At 68.9% G+C, this 21,522-nt stretch carries 16 protein-coding genes; 15 read left to right on the top strand and 1 reads right to left on the bottom strand.

From position 1 onward, the window contains the following. The first annotated feature begins 78 nt into the window (after positions 1–78). Genes ABTZ99_RS34380 through ABTZ99_RS34365 form a run of 4 tightly spaced genes read left to right on the top strand, consistent with a single transcriptional unit; the run spans position 79 to position 3,090 of the window. Positions 79–456, top strand: a complete 378-nt coding sequence (locus tag ABTZ99_RS34380) for a PE domain-containing protein (protein ID WP_499617337.1) — start codon at positions 79–81, stop codon at positions 454–456. Positions 457–494: 38 nt separating this feature from the next. Further along, positions 495–1,037, top strand: coding sequence for a DUF3558 domain-containing protein (locus tag ABTZ99_RS34375; RefSeq protein ID WP_499617334.1), 543 nt, complete (start codon positions 495–497; stop codon positions 1,035–1,037). Positions 1,038–1,048: 11 nt separating this feature from the next. Then, complete coding sequence (locus ABTZ99_RS34370; protein ID WP_499617330.1) at positions 1,049–2,314, top strand: PPE domain-containing protein; 1,266 nt, start codon at positions 1,049–1,051, stop codon at positions 2,312–2,314. Next, the gene (locus ABTZ99_RS34365; RefSeq protein WP_499617327.1) at positions 2,311–3,090 is read left to right on the top strand and encodes an ESX secretion-associated protein EspG; all 780 of its coding nucleotides are present in this window, start codon (positions 2,311–2,313) and stop codon (positions 3,088–3,090) included. The genes ABTZ99_RS34370 and ABTZ99_RS34365 overlap by 4 nt, the downstream gene beginning before the upstream one ends. Positions 3,091–3,169: 79 nt before the next feature. Here the strand turns inward: ABTZ99_RS34365 and ABTZ99_RS34360 are convergent, their stop codons facing one another. Then, on the bottom strand, positions 3,170–3,469 hold the full coding sequence (locus ABTZ99_RS34360; protein ID WP_499617324.1) for a hypothetical protein: 300 nt from the start codon (positions 3,467–3,469) through the stop codon (positions 3,170–3,172). Between the two features lie 125 nt (positions 3,470–3,594). On the opposite strand from ABTZ99_RS34360, the gene ABTZ99_RS34355 reads away from it, so the two are divergent. The 11 genes from ABTZ99_RS34355 to ABTZ99_RS34305 all read left to right on the top strand — a co-directional run bounded on the left by ABTZ99_RS34355 (position 3,595) and on the right by ABTZ99_RS34305 (position 21,451). After that, positions 3,595–4,443: a helix-turn-helix domain-containing protein gene (locus ABTZ99_RS34355; protein WP_499617322.1), complete on the top strand. Its 849-nt coding sequence runs from the start codon at positions 3,595–3,597 to the stop codon at positions 4,441–4,443. A gap of 17 nt (positions 4,444–4,460) precedes the next feature. Next, entirely contained in the window at positions 4,461–4,631 is a 171-nt protein-coding gene (locus ABTZ99_RS34350; protein WP_499617351.1) for a DUF397 domain-containing protein, read from the top strand. Positions 4,632–4,689: 58 nt separating this feature from the next. Then, positions 4,690–8,580, top strand: coding sequence for a BREX-2 system adenine-specific DNA-methyltransferase PglX (gene pglX / locus ABTZ99_RS34345; protein WP_499617319.1), 3,891 nt, complete (start codon positions 4,690–4,692; stop codon positions 8,578–8,580). 77 nt (positions 8,581–8,657) lie between these two features. Beyond that, positions 8,658–9,344 carry a hypothetical protein gene (locus tag ABTZ99_RS34340; protein ID WP_499617316.1) on the top strand — a complete coding sequence of 229 codons (687 nt, stop codon included), beginning with the start codon at positions 8,658–8,660 and terminating at the stop codon, positions 9,342–9,344. Further along, positions 9,341–9,667 carry a hypothetical protein gene (locus ABTZ99_RS34335; RefSeq protein ID WP_499617313.1) on the top strand — a complete coding sequence of 109 codons (327 nt, stop codon included), beginning with the start codon at positions 9,341–9,343 and terminating at the stop codon, positions 9,665–9,667. Before ABTZ99_RS34340 ends, ABTZ99_RS34335 begins: the two co-directional genes overlap by 4 nt. After that, positions 9,664–10,428, top strand: a complete 765-nt coding sequence (locus ABTZ99_RS34330) for a hypothetical protein (RefSeq protein WP_499617309.1) — start codon at positions 9,664–9,666, stop codon at positions 10,426–10,428. The genes ABTZ99_RS34335 and ABTZ99_RS34330 overlap by 4 nt, the downstream gene beginning before the upstream one ends. An 89-nt stretch (positions 10,429–10,517) precedes the next feature. Next, positions 10,518–11,516 carry a hypothetical protein gene (locus ABTZ99_RS34325; protein WP_499617306.1) on the top strand — a complete coding sequence of 333 codons (999 nt, stop codon included), beginning with the start codon at positions 10,518–10,520 and terminating at the stop codon, positions 11,514–11,516. Positions 11,517–11,683: 167 nt separating this feature from the next. Beyond that, entirely contained in the window at positions 11,684–15,367 is a 3,684-nt protein-coding gene (locus ABTZ99_RS34320; protein WP_499617303.1) for a DUF6079 family protein, read from the top strand. Further along, on the top strand, positions 15,364–18,012 hold the full coding sequence (gene pglZ, locus ABTZ99_RS34315) for a BREX-2 system phosphatase PglZ (RefSeq protein ID WP_499617300.1): 2,649 nt from the start codon (positions 15,364–15,366) through the stop codon (positions 18,010–18,012). The genes ABTZ99_RS34320 and pglZ overlap by 4 nt, the downstream gene beginning before the upstream one ends. Continuing rightward, positions 18,009–19,331 carry a BREX system ATP-binding protein BrxD gene (brxD, locus tag ABTZ99_RS34310; protein ID WP_499617297.1) on the top strand — a complete coding sequence of 441 codons (1,323 nt, stop codon included), beginning with the start codon at positions 18,009–18,011 and terminating at the stop codon, positions 19,329–19,331. The genes pglZ and brxD overlap by 4 nt, the downstream gene beginning before the upstream one ends. Further along, the gene (locus ABTZ99_RS34305) at positions 19,328–21,451 is read left to right on the top strand and encodes a DEAD/DEAH box helicase (RefSeq protein ID WP_499617294.1); all 2,124 of its coding nucleotides are present in this window, start codon (positions 19,328–19,330) and stop codon (positions 21,449–21,451) included. Before brxD ends, ABTZ99_RS34305 begins: the two co-directional genes overlap by 4 nt. The last annotated feature ends 71 nt before the right edge of the window (positions 21,452–21,522 follow it).

The raw sequence follows: 21,522 nt of genomic DNA, 5'->3' as shown, positions 1-21,522 counted from the left end.
GGACACGCACGGCGACGGCTCACGCGCGCACAGTGGTCAGGCGAGCGCAATGGTCAGGGCAGGAGAAGGGGAGACCTCATGCCGTACTTGGCGGATGGCGTTGGTGGTGGTGGTGGCGGCGCAGGCGCTCCGGCACCGACAGGCCCGGTCATCATGCAGGTCGCACCGGACCAGATCCTGGCTCTCATGGCCCGCTACGAAGCGGTCCGCGACACCGTCCAGGAGTTTCTCGCCAACCAGCGCGCGAACCTGCTGGGACAATCGGTCGCCGACGACGACGTATCACGCGACGCAGCGAGCACGTTTACCGAGAACGCAACCACCGCGATCGACGTGACCACGGAGTTCCTTGTCCAACTCAGCTTGAGCATCGATCAACTCAACCAGGCCGCGAAGACCTACAACCTGGTCGAAGACGTCAACATCGTAGCCATGCAGCAGGACAGGGGTATCTGAGCACCATGCGTCGTCCACTTGTCGGTGTACTGGCGGCCGTGCTGGTGTTCACCGCAGCATGCAGTCCATCAGCAGGGAAGCCGAGCCCCGAAACGACCACCACAATCGCTGCGGAGACGTCCTCGACGTCAGCCCGACCATCGTCGGCACGACCGCGTGAGATCAAGCTCGACGGTGTGCAGCCATGCACGCTCCTGACGGCCGAGCAACTGCCCGCGCTCAAGATCGATCGCCAAGGCAGGCCGGTGACCAGCGATTTCTACAAGACCACCGCATGCTCATGGTCTGTCACGGGAGCAGGTAACCGCCTGACCCCGGTGACCAAGGAAGGCATCGAGGAATGGACCGGCGGCAAACGAAACGGGCAGCCGAACGAGATCGAACCAATCCTCGGCTTTCCGTCAATCACCGTGACCCTGCCGTCTGATCCGGCCGCCTGCGACGTCATGGTCGACACAGCGGATGGGCAGTACCTTGTCGCCGCGTTCTCGGTCCTGCCGAGTTTCGAGGATCGCTTTCCCGAGCCATGTGACGGGGCACGGAAGCTGGCGGAAGCGGCTATGCAGAACTTGTTGAAGTGAGGGGGAATTCGATGGGCGCCATTGGTGACCACAACTTCCACGCGCAGTCGCACAAGCAGCTCTACAAGAAGATCCACGGTGGGCCGGGCCACTCGGCGGCCGATCCCGTAAAGGACGCCTGGAACGGCTTCCGCGAGGTGATGGACAACGCCAAGAGCGAGCTGGAGTCGGCGATCCGGGCTGCGGGGGCAGTCTGGGTCGGCGCGGCGGGTGAGCAGTTCACCGGCAGCACGGCTCCGCTGGTGCAGTGGGCCGAAGACGCCCGCCTCGCCGGCGTCAAGACGCGCGACGCCTTCTCCGACCAGACTTCCCTCTACGGTAGCGCAAAGAACGTCATGCCAGAACCGGTGAAGGTCACCTCCACCGCGAACGACAACTTCTTCGGCATTCCGGCCGCCATCGTCCACAAGCTCGACGGCCAGACCGATCAGGACATTCAGGAGAAAGAGGCTCAAGAGGCCAAGAACCGCGCAGTCGACGTGATGAACGGCTACCGCGACGGCGCGAACGTGGCGTTGAACACTTTGGGCACCTTCGTGCCGCCGCCCCAGGTCACGACGCAGGTCGCCGAGCCGACGTCGATCCAGGAGTCCGAGCCGCAGAACCAGTACTCCCGGCAGTTCTCGGACCGCCAGTGGAACGGGGACACCGGCACCAGCCGAATGCCGTCGCAGCCGCAGCAGCCAGTGCCCCAGTCCGTCGCGCCCACCGGCGGAGACACCAGCACCTCGGCAGTCGGGACGACACCGGACATCGCGCCCCGACCCGGCCCCACGCCGATCACTCTCCCGCCCTACACGCCCGGACCGCCGCAACCACCTGTCGCGGTGCCGCCGCCCGGCATGATCAGGCCGAACCCGGGCTTCTACGACCGGCGGACCCCGCCCGGCGGCAACCCTCCCGGCAAGGGCACCGGTCCGGGCGTTCCCAAGGGATTCGGCGGCAACCCGGCCGGTGGCACGCCCAGGTTCGGTGGCGGCCTGCCTGGCGTTCCGGGACAGCCCGGTCACGGCGGCCAGCCCTTCGGCCCCGGCTCCTCCACCGGCGTGGGCGGTGACGCGCACACCAACCGAACCGCCCAAGCCGGCGCGGCGGGCGCGAGGGGGGCGGCGGGCAGCCCGATGATGGGCGGCATGGCCAGTGCCCCGCAGGGCGGCAAGGGCGAGGACGACATCGAGCACAAGACCGCGCCCTACCTGGAAGAGCTGGACGACGTGTGGGGAGAGGACTCCATGCCACGGGTCGCACCGCCGGTGATCGGGGACGACGGCCCGTGACGTTCACCCTGTCCCGGCTGGAGTTCGAGCTGTGCTGGGATCACCTGAAGCTCGGCGAGTACCCGACGATCCTGACGATTCCCTCCCACGGAGCGACGATGGACGAGCGCCGCGCGTTGTTCAACGACGCGTGGCGCTCGCTGGAGGCACGAGGACTGGCCGGGCGCGGTGAACTGGACGCCCGCCTGGCCGGTTCGCTGGACTTGCTGGCCCGCCCCGAGCGTGAGGTCGACGCCCGGCTGCGACTGGACTCCGGCCCACGGGTCCGCGCGGTCGCGGCAGCCCGGCGCGGGCACGCGGTGTCGGCCGTCCTGACCGCAGACGCGCTGGTGTTGAGCCGGATCGACGAAACCGCGCTCGCCGCGTCGATGGTGTCGCTCTTGCCTCCGCACCCGGCACCCCGATCACGGTCCATCAGCCTCCTCGCGTCGGATCTGGAACGTGCGGCGGCTGCCGCCGGTGAATCCGCCACCGGCCTGGAGAACGCGCTGCGCGACGCTGGCCTGCCCCGGCCCGACGCGCAGAAGATCGGCTCGGTGCTCGGCAACGTGCAGCGCATGGGCCAGTTCGGCGCGGCGGTCCGCCCGACCCTGCACGGCCGACCGGGGCCGCGGAAGCGCGGACCGTACGCGGTGTCGTTCTATGACACCCCGGAAGGACGGTGGCAGTTCACCCGCCGACCGTCCGGCGACGGGCGGGAGTGGTCCACTTTGAGCCCGGCCGACCCCCAGCGGCTCGTTCACGCCGTGTCGGAGTTGCTGGGCTCGACCGGCTGATCGGACTCGACGGACTCCTGATCGACCTGGTTGGTCAGGAGTTCCGCCATCGTCATGTCCTCGACGGGCTTCTCGGGCGTCACAGCTTCTTCCGCTCGATACCGACGACGTCGAGGATACTCTCCTCGGCGACGCCGTCGAACGGCATCAGCGCGAGCCGGAGATCACTGCGCAGAGCGCACTCCGGCGACTCGCACACTCCGCACCGGCCGGTGTCGTCGAGCGGGTGGGTGCCCAGGCACGTAGTCACGGCGCCGACCAACCGATGCGTCTCCGCCCGAGCCATCTGCAACGACTTCCGGTCGGAGTTGTAGAGCACCCCGACCAGCACGGCCGCCAGGTGCCGCCGCAGCACTCGATCTTCCTCAACGGTGTTCATGCCGCCGAGGATTGCAGCGGAACAACTACGACAGCAAGGCCAGTTGGTCGTTCGATCGGGTGACTTTCCGCAGCTCAGCCGGTGTTTTCTGCTTCGATGTTTGCACACCTCGCAAGGAGAACATCGTGGCAAAACCAATGGCGGGCGTCACCACCAGGGGAATCGGGTTCGAACTGGAGCGCCTCCGCACAGCCGCCAAGCTCACGCTGCAAGACGTCGGTGATGGGCTCGGCGTCTCGGCCAGCACCATCAGCCGCTTGGAGAACGGCAAACGGGAACCCACTCCCGAAGAGGTCTCCGCCATCCTGGCAGTCATCGGCGTGATCGGTCCGGAACGCAACCGCTTGCTGGATCGCGCACGCGGTGGCGACGGTTCGGGACTGGTGGAGGCCAGCAACCCGACCGTGCAGAGCCGCACCTACATGAACTTCGAGACCAGGGCGACGGTCATCACCGACTTCGAGTTGATGTTGATCCCGGGTCTGGCGCAGACACCCGAGTATGCCTACGCGATCATCTCGGCCATCCAGGTGGATGAGGAGGAGCCGAGCATCGAGGTCCGCGTCGGCCGCCGCATGGCCCGCCAAGCCATCCTGGCCCGTCGCAAGCCGCCAGAGCTGAACCTGATCCTCACCGAAGCTGCTCTTCGACTCCCGATCGGCGGTCCGAAGGTGATGGCTCGGCAGGTCAAGCACCTGATCGACCTGACCGACCGAGCGAACATCACCATCCGCGTGATTCCGTCGAGTGTCGTCGGCCACGCGGGCCTGCTGGGCCAGTTCGTCATCCTCGACTTCGCCAACGACAAGCCGGTCGTTTTCGTGGAAGACCGCACGACGGGCCTCTTCTTGGACGAAGCCGCCCGGGTCGCGCTCTATAGGCTGACGGTTGAGAAGCTGACGGCCGTGGCGCTGGACGAGGAGGACTCGGTCCGGTTGATGACGTCCATCGTGCACGACCTTGAGAGAGAGTGAGGTGGGCGCGAGTGGCCATGCCTGAGTGGCGGAAGAGCAGCCGCAGCGGCAACGACGCCAACTGTGTCGAGGTAGCGGTGGGGACGAACGCAGTGGGCTTGCGGGACTCGAAGTGCCCGGAAGCGGGTGAGTTCAGCGTGAGCGTGGACTCGTTCCGAGCCTTCGTGCGCTCGCTGAAGAACGACTGAGTTGCGAGCGGGGTGGTTGTGCCGTCCGGACCACCTCGCTCCCCTACCCTGACTCTTCGTGACGTCGCCCTCCCTTGATCGCGCTCGACTGTTGACCGACCTGCAAAAGCAGGTGCTGACACTTGAGGAAGACCTGCGTGAGCAGGTTGAACGGCTGCCCGAGGTCAAAGCACGACTGGAGGAGCTGCACAAGGCCACGCTGACCTCGGCGACGTTCGGCACGTTCCTCGGCGAGCAGGTCACCCAGTCGGCCGTGGCGTGGGTGTTGGGCACGGTGTTCGTACGGTGGTCCGAGGACAACGGCCTGATCGCACCCGTGCTGTCGGGACCGGGCGATCGTCTCGCCGAGGCCGAGGACGCCCAGACCGCGTTCTTCCGCCAGCAGCCGCACGCCACCGACGCGGACTGGATCGAGCAGGGCTTCGACTCTTTGCGTCGCAGCGATGCCGGCGCGGCCCTGTTCGACCGGGAGCACAACCCGGCTTACCGCATCCCGATGTCGCACGACGGCGCCAAGGCTCTGATCACCTTCTGGCGGTCCCGCCGGCCGGACGGCTCACTGATCCACGACTTCCGCGACGACACGTGGAACACCCGCTTCCTCGGCGACCTCTACCAGGACATGTCGCAGGCGGCGAAGGACAAGTACGCCCTGCTTCAGACTCCGGAGTTCGTCGAGGAGTTCATTCTCGACTACACGCTGACGCCAGCGTTGGAAGAGTTCGGCCTGGAAGGCTTCCGACTGATCGACCCGACGTGCGGGTCAGGTCACTTCCTGCTCGGCGCGTTCCACCGACTCGCGGACGCCTGGCGCGAGCAGAGCCCGAGCCTGAGCGAGACGGAGATCGCCCGCAAGGCTCTCGACTCGGTCCACGGCGTGGACCTGAATCCTTACGCAGTCGCCATCGCCCGCTTCCGCCTGACCCTCGCGGCGTGGCGGGTGGCGGGTGTGCGGACCATCGAGCAGGCAGAGGGTCAGCGCTGGGCTGTCACCGTCGCGATCGGTGATTCTCTGCTGGCCAACAAGCGCGGAACGCTCGACGGGATGGACGAGTTCGCCGGGATCAAGCTCACGGCGGAGGACGTAGAAGACTTCCCCAGCCTGCTCGATGAAGGCTCGTACCACGTGGTGGTCGGCAACCCGCCATACATCACGGTCAGCGACTCCGTACTGAACCAGGAGTACCGCCGGCACTACTCGGCCTGCCACCGCCAGTTCCAACTGACTGTGCCGTTCGCCCAACGGTTCTTCGAGTTGGCACGACGCGGCAGCTCTGATCGACGTGATGCCGGTTTTGTCGGCCAGATCACCTCGAACAGTTTCATGAAACGCGAGTTCGGCACTAAACTAATTCAAGAATTTCTTCCGACGATCGACCTGACTCACGTAATCGACACATCAGGCGCCTTCATCCCAGGCCACGGTACTCCCACAGTTATTCTGGCAGGCCGTCGCCGTTCCCCTGATCGAGGCCAGACGGTGCGCGCGGTGCTGGGAATCCGCGGCGAACCGTCACAGCCCGCAGACCCCGCCAACGGCCTGGTCTGGAGGGCCATCAAGGGCCAAGTGGAGAGCCCCGGCAGTGAGACGCGTTGGATCACTGTAGCTGATCTATCACGAGAACAATTGAACACGCACCCTTGGTCACTGAGCGGCGGCGGCGCAGACAACCTAATGCGACAGATAGACACGCCCTCTCGCGAACGTCTTATGGCCCGAGTTGAACTGATCGGCTTTTCCGCAATCACTGGCGACGACGACGCATTTGAGGCGCCATCCAGGAAACTGCATCAGAACGGAATTAGTGAGACTAAATCATTCGTGCGAGGAGAGTACAATCGAGACTGGACAACCAGTCCAGCACTGTCTGTACCATGGATGTACGGTAGCGACCTACACGTCATCTCCGACAAAAATGCCGAAGCACTACAGTGCGTTCTTTGGCCCCACAGAACGAGACTGCGACAGAGAAAACGCTTCGGGACTCCGATTGACAACATTCCACACGTAAAGTGGTGGGAGTATCGCGAGTTCTACAGCAAGCGCTTCGAGACTTCACTTTTTATCACCTTTCCTTTCGTCTCAACACATAACCATTTTTGCCTATTCCGCGAGCCTCAGACATTTGGCCGCACATCGCCTGTTATAAAACTGCCAACCGATGCAACCGAAGATAATTACGTTCAGCTTCTCGGGACGCTAAACTCATCGACCGCCTGCTTCTGGCTTAAGCAGGTCTGCCATGACAAGGGAAGCCAGTCTGGCACCGGTGGATTCATGCATGACGCATGGGAACCATTCTACGAGTTTACCGGCACCAAGCTGGAGCAGTTCCCACTACCCAGGGAGTTGCCGCTCGCTCGCGCACGGCGTTTGGATGATCTGGCACAGCGGCTCTCAGCGTCGTCGCCTAAGGCGGTAGCGGATGGCGAGGTTCCGCAGCGCGACGTGCTCGGCCAGGCCCACGCCGACTGGACCGACTTCCGTGCCCGGATGATCGCTGAGCAGGAAGAGCTGGATTGGGACGTCTACCAGCGTTACGGCCTGCTGTCCGACGCCGAAGCCGCCGAGGTGGTCATCCCCGATCCGGCCACCGTCCCGCCCCTCAACCTCGGTGAACGGGCCTTCGAGATCATCCTTGCCCGCAAGGTTGCCGCTGGCGAGACCGAGACGCAGTGGTTCGCGCGCCACGGCTCCACGCCGATCACTGAGCTGCCCGCCCACTGGCCCGAGGACTACCGCCGCGTAGTGGAAGCCCGCATTGCGCTGATCGAGAAGCGCCGGGACATCGCGCTCATCGAGCGTCCCGAGTGCAAGCGCCGCTGGGCCACCGAACCGTGGGAGAAGCAACAAGAGCGCGCTCTGCGCGAATGGCTCCAGGACCGCATCGAAGCCCGTCACCTCTGGTTCGCCGAGGACGCGTACGGAGTCGAGCAGCCGACCACACGCTCCGTCTCCGAACTGACCGACCTCATGCGCAACGACGCCGACTTCACCGAGGTCGCCCGCTTCTGGGCCTCCGACACCCTGGGCAGCCAGGACATCGACCTCGCCGACATCGTCGCCGCGCTGATCGACGAGGAGCACGTCCCTTTCCTCCCCGTCCTCCGCTACAAGCCCGCCGGCCTCCGTAAGCGTGCAGACTGGGAGCACGTCTGGGACCTCCAGCGCCAAGAGGACGCCATCGCCGCCGAGCTGGGCAAGGAAGTCACCGACCCGGCCGTGCGCAAGGCCGTCGCCGACAAGTTCGGCACGATCCCGGTCCCCCCGAAGTACGGCTCGGGCGATTTCCTGCGCAATTCCTACTGGCGGCACCGCGGCAAGCTCGACGTCCCCAAGGAGCGCTTCATCTCCTACCCCGCCGCCACCCGCGACGGTGACGGCAGCCTGCTGCTGGGTTGGGCGGGATGGAACCACCGGGAACAGGCGCACGCGCTCGCTGTCCTCATCAGCCACCGCCAGAACGAAGAAGGCTGGGAGCGCGACCGCCTCATGCCGCTCCTCGCCGGCCTGGACGAAGTGCTGCCGTGGGTGAAGCAGTGGCACGGGGACATCGACCCTGCCATCGGCGAGTCGCCTTACGTGGTCTACCAAGGGTTCCTGGACAACCAGCTCAGCGAACTGCACATCGCCAAGTCCGACCTCGCGGCGTGGCAGCCGTCCGCCAGGGTCGACGTCTCGCCGCTTCCGCGCAAAGCCGGTGGTCGCACCACGCAGCCCGCCGCACCTCGTCGCACCAAAGCGGACGTCTCGTTCACCTCGGAGCAGTTCCAGGTGATCCTGGACTTCGCGCGCAACGGTCCGCTGACGACAGCCCAGGCTGCCGAGCTCACGGGCTTGCCGACCGCCGCGACCCGCACCTTGCTCAAGCAGTTGGTCGAACGAGGCGATCTCGTGCAGACGGGCCAGAAGCGGGGCACCCGCTTCGAAGTGCCCCCAAGCGCGTAGTTCCGGGTTCGACTGCGGCCCGCCCCGCCATTCCGCTACAGTCCGAAGTCGGTTGACTACGGATCGCAGGGGGCGATGTGGGCGAGACATTCAATTTCGGCTTCGAAGAAGGTGACGAGGAGGACCACCGGCCACGTCGGAAGCAGGAAGCTGCTGCCGACGCGGCCGACGTCCTGCGGGGGAGGGATTCCGGCGGCGTCATGACCGTGACGGTCGACGACTCGGCCGACGTGCTGTCGGTGGCGCTGGCCGCGCAGTGGAAGCAGGCCGTCGATCCCAGGGCCCTGGGATCGGCCGTCACGTCCGCGATGAACGCGGCAACCATGCAGGCACTCGCGAAGCGAGTCGAGCGACCGGTGGCCGAAGAACCACCCACGTCGGCAGTCGCGCCGCAGGACGGCTCGCGCATCACGCTGGCAGAGGCGACACGGCTCATGGACGCCGTGACAGCCGATTTGGAGCGCTTCAAGCAGCAGGTCGCCGAGGTGGTCGACCGGTCGGTGACCGCAGAGAGCCGGGGCGGGCACGTGCGCGGCACCGCACAAAGCGGGCAGGTGCTCGACATCGCCGTCGACCCGGCCTGGGCCCACACGGCCCGCAACAGCGAGTTGGAGCAGGAGTTCCTGGAAGTGCTCCGGGCGCTCCGGGGCCGCAGCGCTCCCGCCGACCTGGCACGAGGACCGCAGAGCCCAGCCATCGCCGAACTCACCGCACTGGTGAGGGATCCGAACACGCTGCTGCGCCGAGTGGGGTTGCTGCCATGACCGACATCTCCGTCGCGCTCGAAGCCATGCGCTCCGACGCCGCCCTGTGGGTGGACGCCGCCGACAACCTGGACCGGCCACGTTCAACGATCGGTGACCTCGTGATCACCGACGCGGAGATGTCCGAATGGGCAGCCGACCGGGGCTTGGACCGCGTCTACAACGACGCCCGCCTCGCGTTGGAGGACATGCTCACCCAGGCGATCGAAGCGTTCCGCGGCCTCGGCGCGAGTCTGCACGCCGCCGCGAACACCTACCAGAGCGAAGAAGAAGCCAACCGGTTGGCGATGGACCGCATCCACAACGAGGGGGGCGTGCGGTGAACCCGCTCGTGCAGCAGGTGGAGGAGAAGTCGCAGGACGCCAAGCAGAACGTGAAGGAGTTCTTCGACCAGGTCGACCGTCTCATGAGCTGGGTACCGGCCCCGCTGGAATACATGATCGCACCCATCATCCAGAGCATGCGGCTGCTGTCGGAGAAGGTGGCAGAGCTCTGGGACTACGTCGACCACCTGATCGAGCAGTTGGGCAACCCCGACCGGCTCAAACAAGTGGGCGAGCAGTGGGTGGCCCAGGTCGGCAACGCGCTGGGCGACATCGCCGGCACCGTCGGGATGGACAAGCTCCGGACGACCGTCGAGTGGGAAGGGCGCGCGGCCCGCGCCTACCACTCCGTGGTGCCCGCCCAATCAGCCGGATTGACCGCGGTCAAGGACATCGCCAACCAACTGCGCAGCTCGCTCACCAACCTGGCGAACGCGATCGAAGCGTTCCAGATCACCATGTGGTTCGCCTTGGGCGCGTTCGTGATCGGAGCCATCGGCGCGATCGCGAGCGCGTGCACCGTCGTGGCCACCCCGGTGGGCATCGCCTCTTTGAGCGCCGCCTGCGGCGCGGCCATCGCGCTCCTCAGCACGGGCATACTGGCGATGAAGTCGCAGGTCAACACGATCGAGGTGGAACAGACGGCGATCATGCAGAAGATCCACGACCTCGGTTCGGATTGGGTGATGCCCGATACCTCGGCGATGGCGGACGCCAGCACCACCGATGGCGACGGGTCGGACTGGCGGCCGGGATCGTGATTCAACCGGCACCGGGGCCCCCGCCACTCGTGTGGATCTCGGAGCCTCGCGCCCAGCAGATCCACGCTGCCGGCGCTTCGACGGGCAGGTTGTTCGCCGTCGCGAGCCTGGTGCTCGCGACGGCGATCGTGCTGCTCGGCTTGCGCCTTCCGACCGCGTACCACCCGATGAACACGATGGCGTGGGTCATCGGCGCGGCTTCGGTGTTCACCGTGCTCTACGCCGCCTTGGGCCTGACTGGCATCCGATCCCACCTCCAAGGCGGCTACCTCGACACAGCGGGCGCGCGGAGGACCAGGCGGTTGTTGGCCGCGATGTGGGCGACCGCGGTGTTCTTCTCGTCCTTGGCATGCTTCGCCTTCCTCGGCACGATCGTGAGCCAGGTGGGCAATCCTGAGCACCCGGAGGTGCGCTTCACTGTCGCCACCTGGGCGCACCTGTGCCTGCTGGCCGCGCCGCCGGTGCTGACCGGCGTCCTGTTCTTCGTGGGACGCCGTCTCCTGGATCCCATCCCGCCTGCCGTCAGACACGATGCGCCTCCGAGTGCGGACAGGGCAGGTTTCACGACTTACCCGCTGCCACCGCCGCCCCAGCGCCACGTGCAGCTCGCGGAGGCGCGTGCGCACGAGGTCCGCAGGGTCTGCGGACGGCTCGGCACCGCGCTGATCACCGCCGGGGTCCTGATGGCCCCGACGATCGTGCTGCTCGGTGACCGGCTGCCCCCGCTCTACCCCGCGCTCGGCTTCCTCAGCTGGACGTTCGCGACCATCGGCGTCGTCCAGGTGTTCATCGCGGCCATCGTGCTCCGAACTGCCCGCCGGCACGTGACGGGAGACCACCTGGACGTGCCTGAGTCGCTGACGACGCTCAGGTCACTGGGTGTGATCTGGGGATTCGGCCTGTTCTGCACGGTGTTCTCCGGTGTCGGCCTGGTACTGGGACTCTCGACGGCGACCGGAGGCCCGGCCGTCCGCTACCCGGCCGTTGCGTGGGTGGTGCTGTCACTCATGGTCACGCCAGGAGTGCTCACCGGCGTCGCGTTTTTCGCAGGCCGGCGACTGTTCACGCCACCGATCCCCGCACGATGACCAACGTCAGCGCTGAGCTGAACGGGTGACACCTGAAACGCCGAAGGCCTTCGGTCCTATAACGACAATCAGGGCCGTTCTCACCGCCGTGCGAGCCTGGTCCGGGTGGGCTGACCGGCGGCGATCCGGCCGACTACGGTGGGGCGGCTACCGTCGGATTCGACAGAATGCGAACCAGGGGGTTCTCCAGCGTGACCACCGCCGGGCCGAGCACCGCGCCGCTGCTCCGGGAGCTGATCGACATCCCGACGGGCGTCCACCGGGGCGACTTCGTCCTCAAGTTGACCGAGGGCGTCGACACCAAGCGCGACCAGGCGCTGAACAGCTACGTCGTCACGCCCCAGCTGCGGGTGGCGTTCGGCGAGGCGCTGGGCCTGATCAAGTCCGCGCTGGACGAGCACAGCTCCAAGGCCGCCTACCTGCACGGGTCGTTCGGCTCCGGCAAGAGCCACTTCATGGCGGTGCTGCACGCCCTGCTCGACGGGCACCCCGGCGCGCTGGACCGGGCCGACCTGGCCGAGGTCACGACGCGGCACTCCTGGCTCGGCGCCAAGCGGTTCCTGCTGGTCCCCTACCACCTGACCGGGTCGGAGAGCCTGGAGGCCGCCATCCTCGGCGGCTACGTCGAGCACGTCCGCCGACACGAGCCCGGCGCGAAGATCCCGCAGGTCTACCGCGCCCAAGGGTTGCTGGAGGACGCGCGGAGCCTGCGCGAGAAGCTCGGTGACGAGCGGTTCCTCGCCGGGTTCCCCAACGAGGCCGACACCGGCTGGGGCGACCTCGGCCAGGCGATGACCCCGGAGAAGCTGGACGAGGGGTTCGCCGCCCCGATCGGCAGCCCCGCGTCCGACGACCTGATCACCAAGGTCATCGAGGCGTACTTCCCGAACTACGTCGACTCGGTGCGGGGCTCGGCCAGCGCGTTCAAGCCGCTCGACCAGGGCTTGTCTGAGATCAGCCGACACGCCAAGGAACTTAGCTACGACGGCATCGTGCTGTTCCTGGACGAGCTGGTCCTGTGGCTGGCGGGCAAGATCGGCGACCAGGCGTTCATCAGCCGGGAGACGGAGAAGGTCGCCAAGCTGGTCGAGGCAGGCGACGCGCACCGACCCGCGCCGATCATCAGCTTCATCGCACGTCAGCGCGACCTCCGGGAACTGGGCATCGGGGCCGAGCGCACCGGCGCCGAACTCCAGTCGTTCCACGACCGGCTCAACCATTGGGACGGTCGCATCGAGCGCATCACGCTCGAAGACCGCAACCTGCCGCTGATCGCCCAGGAGCGTGTCCTCAAGCCCCTGCCGGGCAAGGAAGAGCAGATGCGGCAGGCGTTCCAGCGGACGTTCGCGCTGCCGGGCTCCGTGCGGGACGTGCTGATCGGCTCGGGTGACGGCGGCTCGTTCGAGCGGTCCTACCCGTTCAGCCCCGCGTTCATGGACACGCTGGTCCACGTGTCGTCGGCGTTGCAGCGGGAACGCACCGCGCTGCTGCTGATGCGGCAGATCCTGGTCAACCGCCGCGACGACTTCCGCCTCGGTCAACTCGTGCCGCTGGGCGACCTGTTCGACGCGGTCGCCGACGGCGCCGACCAGCCGTTCACCGAGCAGCTCAAGCACGAGTTCGAAGAGGCGCGCACCCTCTACCAGCGCACCCTGCGGCCGATGCTGCTGCGCGACCGCGACCTGCGCGAGGAGCAGGTCGCGGGTCAGGCGGACGCGGACCCGGCCGTCCTGCGCGCGTTCCGCAGCGACGACCGCCTGGTCAAGACGCTGCTGCTGGCGGCGCTCGCGCCGGACGTGGAGGCGCTGCGCGACCTCACCGCCCGCCGGCTCGCCGCGCTCAACCACGGCACCATCACCGCGCTCATCCCGGGCCAGGAGGTCGGCGAGGTCGTCCGCCGCCTGCGCAGCTGGGCCAGCCGCGTCGCGGAGTTGCAACTCGGCGAGGGCAGCGACCCGAGCGTGCGGCTCAACCTCGTCGGGGTGAACGTCAACGCGATCCTCGACCGGGTCGTCTCGCTCGACCAGCAGCCCGCGCGCCGCAAGCTGGTCCGGGAGCTGCTGTTCTCCGAGCTCGGCGTGACCGACACCGGCACGACCCCTGTGGAGCACCCGGTGGTGTGGCGGGGCAGCAGGCGCACGCTCGAAGTCGTGTACGGCAACGTGCGGGACCGCCAGGAGCTGCGGGACGACCTGTTCGAGCCGTCCGTGGACGGCCGCTGGCGGTTGATGCTCGACTACCCGTTCGACCCCGACAACCAGTCCGCGGCCCAGGACCGCATCCGCGTGCTCGAACTACGCGCGCTGGGGGGCAACCGCCCGACCGTGGCGTGGTTGCCGGGGTTCTTCACCTCCGACGTGCTCGACAAGCTCGGCAGGCTGATCAAGGTCAACTACCTGCTCGGCGACCGGGCCAGGCTCGAGGAGCACACCCGCACGATCGGACCCGAGGACCGCAGGCGGGCGCACGACCTGCTGCGCAACCTCCAGAGCTCGCTGCGCAACGAGCTGCGGGACGCGCTGAAGAACGCCTACGGGCTGATCAGCCGCCCGAAGGAGGAGATCGTCCAGGACTGGAACGACCACCTGGTCAGCCTCGACGCCACGGTGAACCCCAAGATCGACGCCGGCCGGTCGTTCGCCGAGGCCCTGCGCTCCCTGGTGGACCAGCTCTACGCCGCGACCTACCCGGACCACCCCGACTTCGACTCGCAGCGCAAGGGCGACGTCGTCCGCGACGCCGACCTCCGCACGACGCTCACGCTCGTCCGGAAGGCCGCCGACGCGCCGGAGGGCCGCATCGAGGTCGAGCGCGGCGACCGCGAGGCGCTGCGCCGGATCGCGCACCCGCTCCGGCTCGGCGAGGAGCACAACGGGCCGTTCGTGCTGGGCCGGTACTGGGCCGACGAGCTGGACCGGCGGGCCGCCCAGGAGCACGGTGACGGGGAGCTGACCGTGCGGACCGTGCGGGGCTGGCTGCGCGACCTGGGCATGGAACGCGTGGTGGAGAACCTGGTGATCGCCGTGTTCGCCGAGCTGACCCACCGGGCGTGGATGCGCGCCGACCACCGGATCGACCCGCCGGAGACGCCCAAGGACCTCGCCGACGACATGGTGCTCTACCGGCAAGCCCTGCCCTCGGCGCAGCAGTGGGAGGCGGCCTGCCGGCTCGCGGAGGCCCTCACCGGCAGGTCCCTGCGGACCGCCGTGATCTCCCCGCGTGCCGTGGCGAAGTTCTCGCGGGCCGTGCGGGCCAAGGTCGACCAGGTGCGCCTGCCCGCCGTGGAGCTGGTGGAGGTGCTCGACGAGCACGCGGCCCGTCTCGGCCTGGACCGCGACGCGGCCCACGGCCGCTACCGGACGGCCGTCGTCGCGCGCGACCTGGTGACCGGGCTGTACGCGGTGAACGACCCGACCAGGCTGGTCGAGGTGCTCGCGGACGCGGACCTCGGTGGCGTGGAACCGATGCTGGTCAGCAAGTCGCTGGAGTCCGCCGGCGAGGTGGCGGGCGCGTTGCGGACCGCCGACTGGGACATCCTGGACGGGCTCGTCGAGCCCACCGCCGTCGACGTGGCGGCCGAGCTGCGGGTGGGCGCGAACGCCAACGAGCACGCCGTGCCCCTGCGCAAGGCCCTCGACCAGGCCAAGCGCCGCCTGGTCGCGCTGTTCCGCTCGACGCCGCCCACCCCGCCCCCTCTCGTGCCCCCGACTCCTCCGCCGCCGAAGCCCGCGCCCGGTACGCGTCAGGCCAGGGGCAGGCTCGGTGACGTCCTCGGCGAGCTGCGGAAGTTCGGCGAGGAGCACCCCGACGCGACCATCGAGGTGACGTTCCGCGTCGTGGAGGGCGGATGACCGCGACCGACCTCGACTCCGCGATCGAGAACGCCGTCGTCAGCCGGGTGACCGACATCGTCGAGAAGCTCGACACGGCGGGCGGCGGAGTCCCTGGGCGAGTCGTGATCGGTGTGCGCACGCGGCGGGAACCGGTGTGGCTCGGACCGGCCGAAGGCGAAGTGCGCGGGCACCCCGTCCGCTACGTCGCCTGCCCGTCCGTGCTGTCCGTGCTGTCCGCGCTGGCCATACCGCCGGCGGACGGCTCCGCCTACGAGGTGCTGGTCGTGCTCACCGACCGCGACGAGGGCGAGCTGGGCGACGCCGTGATGGCGCGGCTGCACCGGGAGCACCTGCACGAGGTGAGCAAGTACACCCTGCTTCAGGACCTGCTGCGGACCAGGCAACTCGACCCGCGCCTGCGCGGCCGGGACAACGCCTGGCTGGTCGACGCCCTGGTGGAGCTGGCCAGGGCCGGGGGGCTACCGAACACGACCGGGCTGTCGTTCGGCCGCGACGTGGCGCTGCGCCACGTCGTGCGCAACCGGTTGGCGGTGGACCCCGCGACGCTGGATCTCGGCGCGTTGATCACCGCCGTGGACGACGTGGTGACCGTCACGCGGTGGCGCGAACTCGGGGCCGACGAACGCCGGGGCATCACCGAGCACCTCGTGGAACGCCTGGGCCGTGCCGCCGACGTGGTGCTGCGCTTGGCCGCCGCACGGGACGACGTGGTCCCCGAACTCCTTGTCGCCGACGTCCTGACCCGCGCCCCCGAGGACGACGTGACGGCGGCGCGGGCGTTCGGCGCGTTCGCGCACTCGCGGTTCGGGTCCGACGAGCCGTCCCGCGCCGACCTGGGTGTCGCGGCGTCGGCCGCAGTGGAACTCGTCTCCCGCTCCGACACGCAGCGGGCTTGGCAGCAGGTCCGCCGCGCGGACGCGCTGCTGGCCCAGCTGAACGCCGTGGAGCTCGCGCACCACAGCCGGTTGCTGCCCAGCGGGCTCGCTTCGCGCATGGAGCGCGCGGCGACCACGCTGGACGAAGCCGACCTGCTGGCCGTCGAGGAGCACCACGGTGCCGGTGACCAGCGGCCACAGGTCCGGAGGTTGCGCGCCGCGGTCCGACTGCGCCGCTGGCTCGACACCTCGCCACCCGACATCGCCACGGTGCCGGACGCGCTGCGCCGCCACGCCCGCGACCTCGCGTGGGTGGACGGCGAACTCACCCAGGTTCGTCGCGGCTCGGCGAACCCGGTGGTGGCCAAGGCGCTCGGCCGGATCGTCAAGCGCGCGGGTGCCCGGCGCGGTGAACTCGACCGGCAGTTCGCGCGGGCGTTGCCCGAAGCGGCCTACACCCGCCCGGACGGCGTGATCGCCGTCGAGACCCTCCTGCCCGAAGTCGTCGCCCCGCTCGCCCGCAGGCACAAGGTGCTGCTCATCGTGGTCGACGGCATGTCGGGTGCGGCGGCGGCCGAGATCGCCCGTTCGATCGAGGACAACCCGCGGCTCGGCTGGACCGAGGTGGTGCGGTCGCCCGACGGTGGGCGTGAGGCGGTGCTGGCCGCGTTCCCCACCGAGACGACCTACAGCCGGACCTCCCTGCTGACCGCGTCGTTGACCGCCGGCACCGCCGAACACGAGCGGCAGGCTTTCCCCGGACACGACTTCTGGCCACCGCGCACCCGGGCGGTGCTCGTGCACAAAGCGGGGATCGGCGGATCGTCCGGCGCCGATCTCGGCACCGACCTGGACGCCCAGTTCACGCCGCGCACCGAGCCCCAGGTCGTGGCGGTCGTGCTGAACACGGTCGACGACGCGCTCGGCCGGGGCAGGCAGGCCGACGACCCCGCCTGGGGTTACCGCGATGTCGCGCACCTGCCGGAACTGCTCGACCGGGCCGCCGAGGGCGGCTGGGTCGTCGTGCTCACCAGCGACCACGGCCACGTGCTGGAACACGGTTCCGAACACCGGCCGGACCCCACCGGCGCCGCCCGGTGGCGACTACCGAACGGCGAGCACCAGCCCGACGAAGTGACCCTGACGGGTCCGCGGGTCCTGGTGCCCGGCGGAACGGCGGTCCTCGCCGCCACGGAGGACGTCCGCTACGGCGCGCGCAGCCACGGCTACCACGGCGGCGCCGCCCTGGCCGAGATCGCGATCCCGCTCGTCGTCCTGCTCCCGCCCGGTGTCGAGGAGCTGACCGGGTGGGCGGTGCACTCGCAGGGTCCACCCGATTGGTGGACCGGACGGCAGGCCGCCCCGCAGCCGAAGCAGGCGGCCGCGGTCAAGCGCAAGACGAAGGCGCCCGACACCCAGCCGGACCTCTTCGGCGACGAGCCGGCACCCGAGTCACGTGGCGCCCTGCTGATCAGCGGCGAGACGTTCGTCAACACGCACAAGGGCCAGCCGGCCAACAGGGTGCTCAAACCGGAGGTCTTCCGGGACGTGGTGGACGCCGTGCTGGCCGCCGGGGGCAGGATGCCCGTCGCGGACGTCCTGCGCGCCGCGGGCACACCGGGGCGCAACCCGCGCGGCTTGGTCGCGGCCTTGGGCCGGGTGCTGAACATCGACCAGTTCCCCGTGGTCGACCTGATCGACGACGGGCGCACGGTAGTGATCAACGAGAAGCTGCTCGACGAGCAGTTCCCCGAGGGGCGTCGATGACTCCGATCAGTCCGGCACGCAGGCGGGCGGTGCTGGCGGCACTGCGTCGCGGCACCGTGCCGGAAAGCGGCCTGGACCTGTTCGCCGTCGGGCTCGATCGGCTCGCTCCGACGTTGGACGAGGAGCTCGCGTCGTGCGCGGCGGGCGGTGCGGGTTTCAAAGCGGTGCGCGGCGAGTACGGCGCGGGCAAGACGTTCCTCGCCCGGTGGCTCGCCGAGCGCGCCAAAGCTTCCGGCATGGCGGTCAGCGAGATTCAGGTCTCGGAGACCGAGACCCCGCTGCACCGCTTGGAGACTGTGTACCGGCGCCTGTGCGAGAACCTGACCACAGCGGTCAGCCCACCGAGCGCCTTCCGCTCGGTGCTCGACAGCTGGATGTTCGCGTTGGAGGAAGACGTCCTGGCCGAGGGCGAGGTCGACGGGTCGGACGCCGAGCGCCTCGGGGACGCGGTCGACGCGCTGCTGGAGCTGAGGCTCGGCCAGATCGCCCGCACCACGCCCGGCTACGCCGCAGGCCTGCGGGGCTACCGGAAGGCCGTGGCAGCCGGCGAGAGCGACATCGCGGACGGGTTGGCGGCGTGGCTCGCGGGCCAGCCGCACGTCGCGGCGGCCGCCAAGCGCACGGCGAAGGTCAAGGGCGACATCGACCACTTCCAGGCGCTGGGCTTCCTCCAGGGCCTGCTGACCGTGCTGCGCGACGCCGGGCACCCCGGGTTGCTGCTGGTGCTGGACGAGACCGAGACCCTGCAACGCGTGCGCGGCGACGTGCGGGAGAAGGGGCTCAACGCCCTGCGGCAACTGCTCGACGAGATCGACGCGGGCCGCTTCCCCGGCCTGTTCCTGGTGATCACCGGGACGCCCGCGTTCTTCGACGGTCAGCAGGGCGTACAGCGGCTACCGCCCCTGGCGCAGCGCCTCGCCACGGACTTCACCACCGACCCGAGGTTCGACTCGCCGCGGGCCGTCCAGTTGCGGCTGCCGGGATTCGACCTGGTCCGACTCGGCGAACTCGGCCGGGCGGTGCGTGACCTGTACGTCGGTGTCGCGCGCCACCCCGACCGCGTGTCGTCCGCTGTGGACAACTCCTACATCGCCCAGCTGGCGGACGCCGTCACGGGCGGTCTCGGCGGTCAGGTCGGGGTGGCGCCGCGGATCTTCCTGCGCAAGCTGGTCGCCGACGTGCTGGACCGCGTGGACGAGCACGACGACTTCGACCCGCGCAAGCACTACGCCCTCACCCTGACGCAGTCCGAACTGACGGAAGTCGAGCGGAACGCGGCGGCGCGATCCGCCGACGACGTCGAGCTGGACCTGCCGTGACCACCGGCCTCGACGGCCTGCACCCGGTGCTGGTGCACCACATCGTGAACACCCTGGGGTGGGGTTCGCTGCGGCCGTTGCAGGCCGAGGCGGTGGGGCCGCTGGTCGATGGTGACGACGCCGTGCTGCTGGCGCCCACTGCCGGGGGCAAGACGGAGGCCGCGTGCTTCCCGCTGCTCAGCGCGATGGAGCAACACAAGTGGACAGGGTTGTCGGTCATCTACGTGTGCCCGCTCAAGGCACTGCTGAACAACCTGCACCCCCGGCTGGAGGGTTATGCCTCGTGGCTGGGGCGGCGGGTCGGCCTGTGGCACGGCGACACGACCCAGGCCACCCGCCAGAAGATCCTCCGCGACCCGCCGGACATCCTGCTCACCACGCCGGAGTCCTTGGAAGCGATGCTCGTCAGCGTCAAGGTCGAGCACGGCACGTTCTTCGCCGGTCTCCGCACGGTGGTGGTGGACGAGGTGCACGCGTTCGCCGGCGATGACCGGGGCTGGCACCTGCTGGCCGTCCTCGAGCGCCTGACGCGGGTGGTCGGACGGCGGATTCAGCGTGTCGGCCTGTCCGCGACGGTCGGCAACCCGCACGACCTGCTCACCTGGTTGCAGGGTTCCGGTCGCGGGACGCGGCCGGCGCGGGTCATCGCGCCGGGGGTGGACGGCACCCCGGTGGCCCCTGCCTCGGTCGGCGAGATCGAGCTGGACTACGTGGGCTCGGTGTCCAACGCGGCCACCGTGATCTCCTCGCTGCACCGGGGCGAGAAGCGGCTGGTGTTCTGCGACTCCCGGCAGCTCGTCGAGGAGCTGGGCGAGGCGCTGCGCAGCCGCGGGGTCACCACGTTCCTGTCGCACGCGTCCCTGTCCGTGGACGAGAGGCGACGCGCCGAGCTGGCTTTCGCCGAGGCCCGCGACTGCGTGATCGTGTCCACCAGCACGTTGGAGCTGGGCATCGACGTGGGTGACCTGGACCGGGTCATCCAGATCAACGCGCCCGGCTCGGTGGCGTCGTTCCTGCAACGCCTCGGGCGCACCGGCCGCCGGGCCGGGACGGTGCGCAACTGCCTGTTCCTCGCCATCAGGCGCGACCAGGTGGCCTGGGCGGCGGGGCTGCTCCTGTTGTGGAGCAGGGGGTTCGTCGAGCCGGTCAGCGCACCACCGCAACCCCGCCACATCGTCGCGCAGCAGTTGTTGGCGCTGGCGCTGCAGGAGAACCGCATCGGCGACCGGTTGTGGGTGGAGGGCTGGAACGGCCTCGCGCCGTTCGACCGCGGTGCCGAGCCGATCCTGCGGCACCTGGTGGACAACGGGTTCCTCGACCGCGACGGCGACATGCTGTTCATCGGGCCGGCGGCGGAACAGCGCTTCGGACGCCGGCACTTCATGGACATGACGGCGGTGTTCACCGCGCCGCCGCAGTTCACCGTCCTGCACGGACGCCGCGAGATCGGACGCACCGATCCGGCCCTGCTGACCGAGAAGGTCGAAGGCCCTCGCCTGCTGCTGCTGGGCGGTCGGAGCTGGAAGGTCGGCTGGATCGACTGGAAGCGCCGCCGCTGCTTCGTGGAGGAGGCGACCGGCGGCGGCAAGGCCCGCTGGCACACCCCGGGCCTGAGCGGAGCCTCGATGCAGCTGAGCCGCGCCGTCCGGGACGTCCTGCTGGGCAGCGACCCGCCGGTGAAGATGACGCAGCGGGCCCTCCGCGCGTTGGCCGAAGAGCGTGAGGACGCGAGCAGCACCGTCCACCCCGGTGGAACGGTCGTGACCCGTGACGACGCGGACGTGCGATGGTGGACGTGGGCGGGCTACCGGGCCAACGCCACGCTCGCCTCGACGCTGTCCGAACTGACCGATGCCAAGCAGCGCGTGGACGACGCGTCGATCCGCCTCCGCACGGATGTGACCGTGGAGATGTGGCGGGCGGCGCTGACCGACGCGGCCGAGCGGCTGTGCCTGCCGGAGGTCGACGAGCGGGCGTTGGAGGGCCTCAAGTTCAGCGAGGCGCTGCCCCACACCTTGGCGACGGCGACGTTGGCGGCCCGCTTGGCCGACCTCGACGGCGCGGCCTCGGTGCTGGCGGAGCCGAGTCGTTTCGTGGTCACCCCCGGAAAATCACGCTGAAGTCCCTTTTCTCGCATCTCGTGTAACGGCAACGGGCGACTGGCCTATATGCCGGTCACCAGAACAGCACA

Source organism: Actinosynnema sp. NPDC002837 (assembly GCF_040295345.1).
In the GTDB taxonomy this organism is placed as follows: Bacteria; Actinomycetota; Actinomycetes; order Mycobacteriales; family Pseudonocardiaceae; genus Actinosynnema.
Note: the sequence above shows the minus strand (reverse complement) of the source record. Positions and strands in the feature narration are given on the sequence as shown.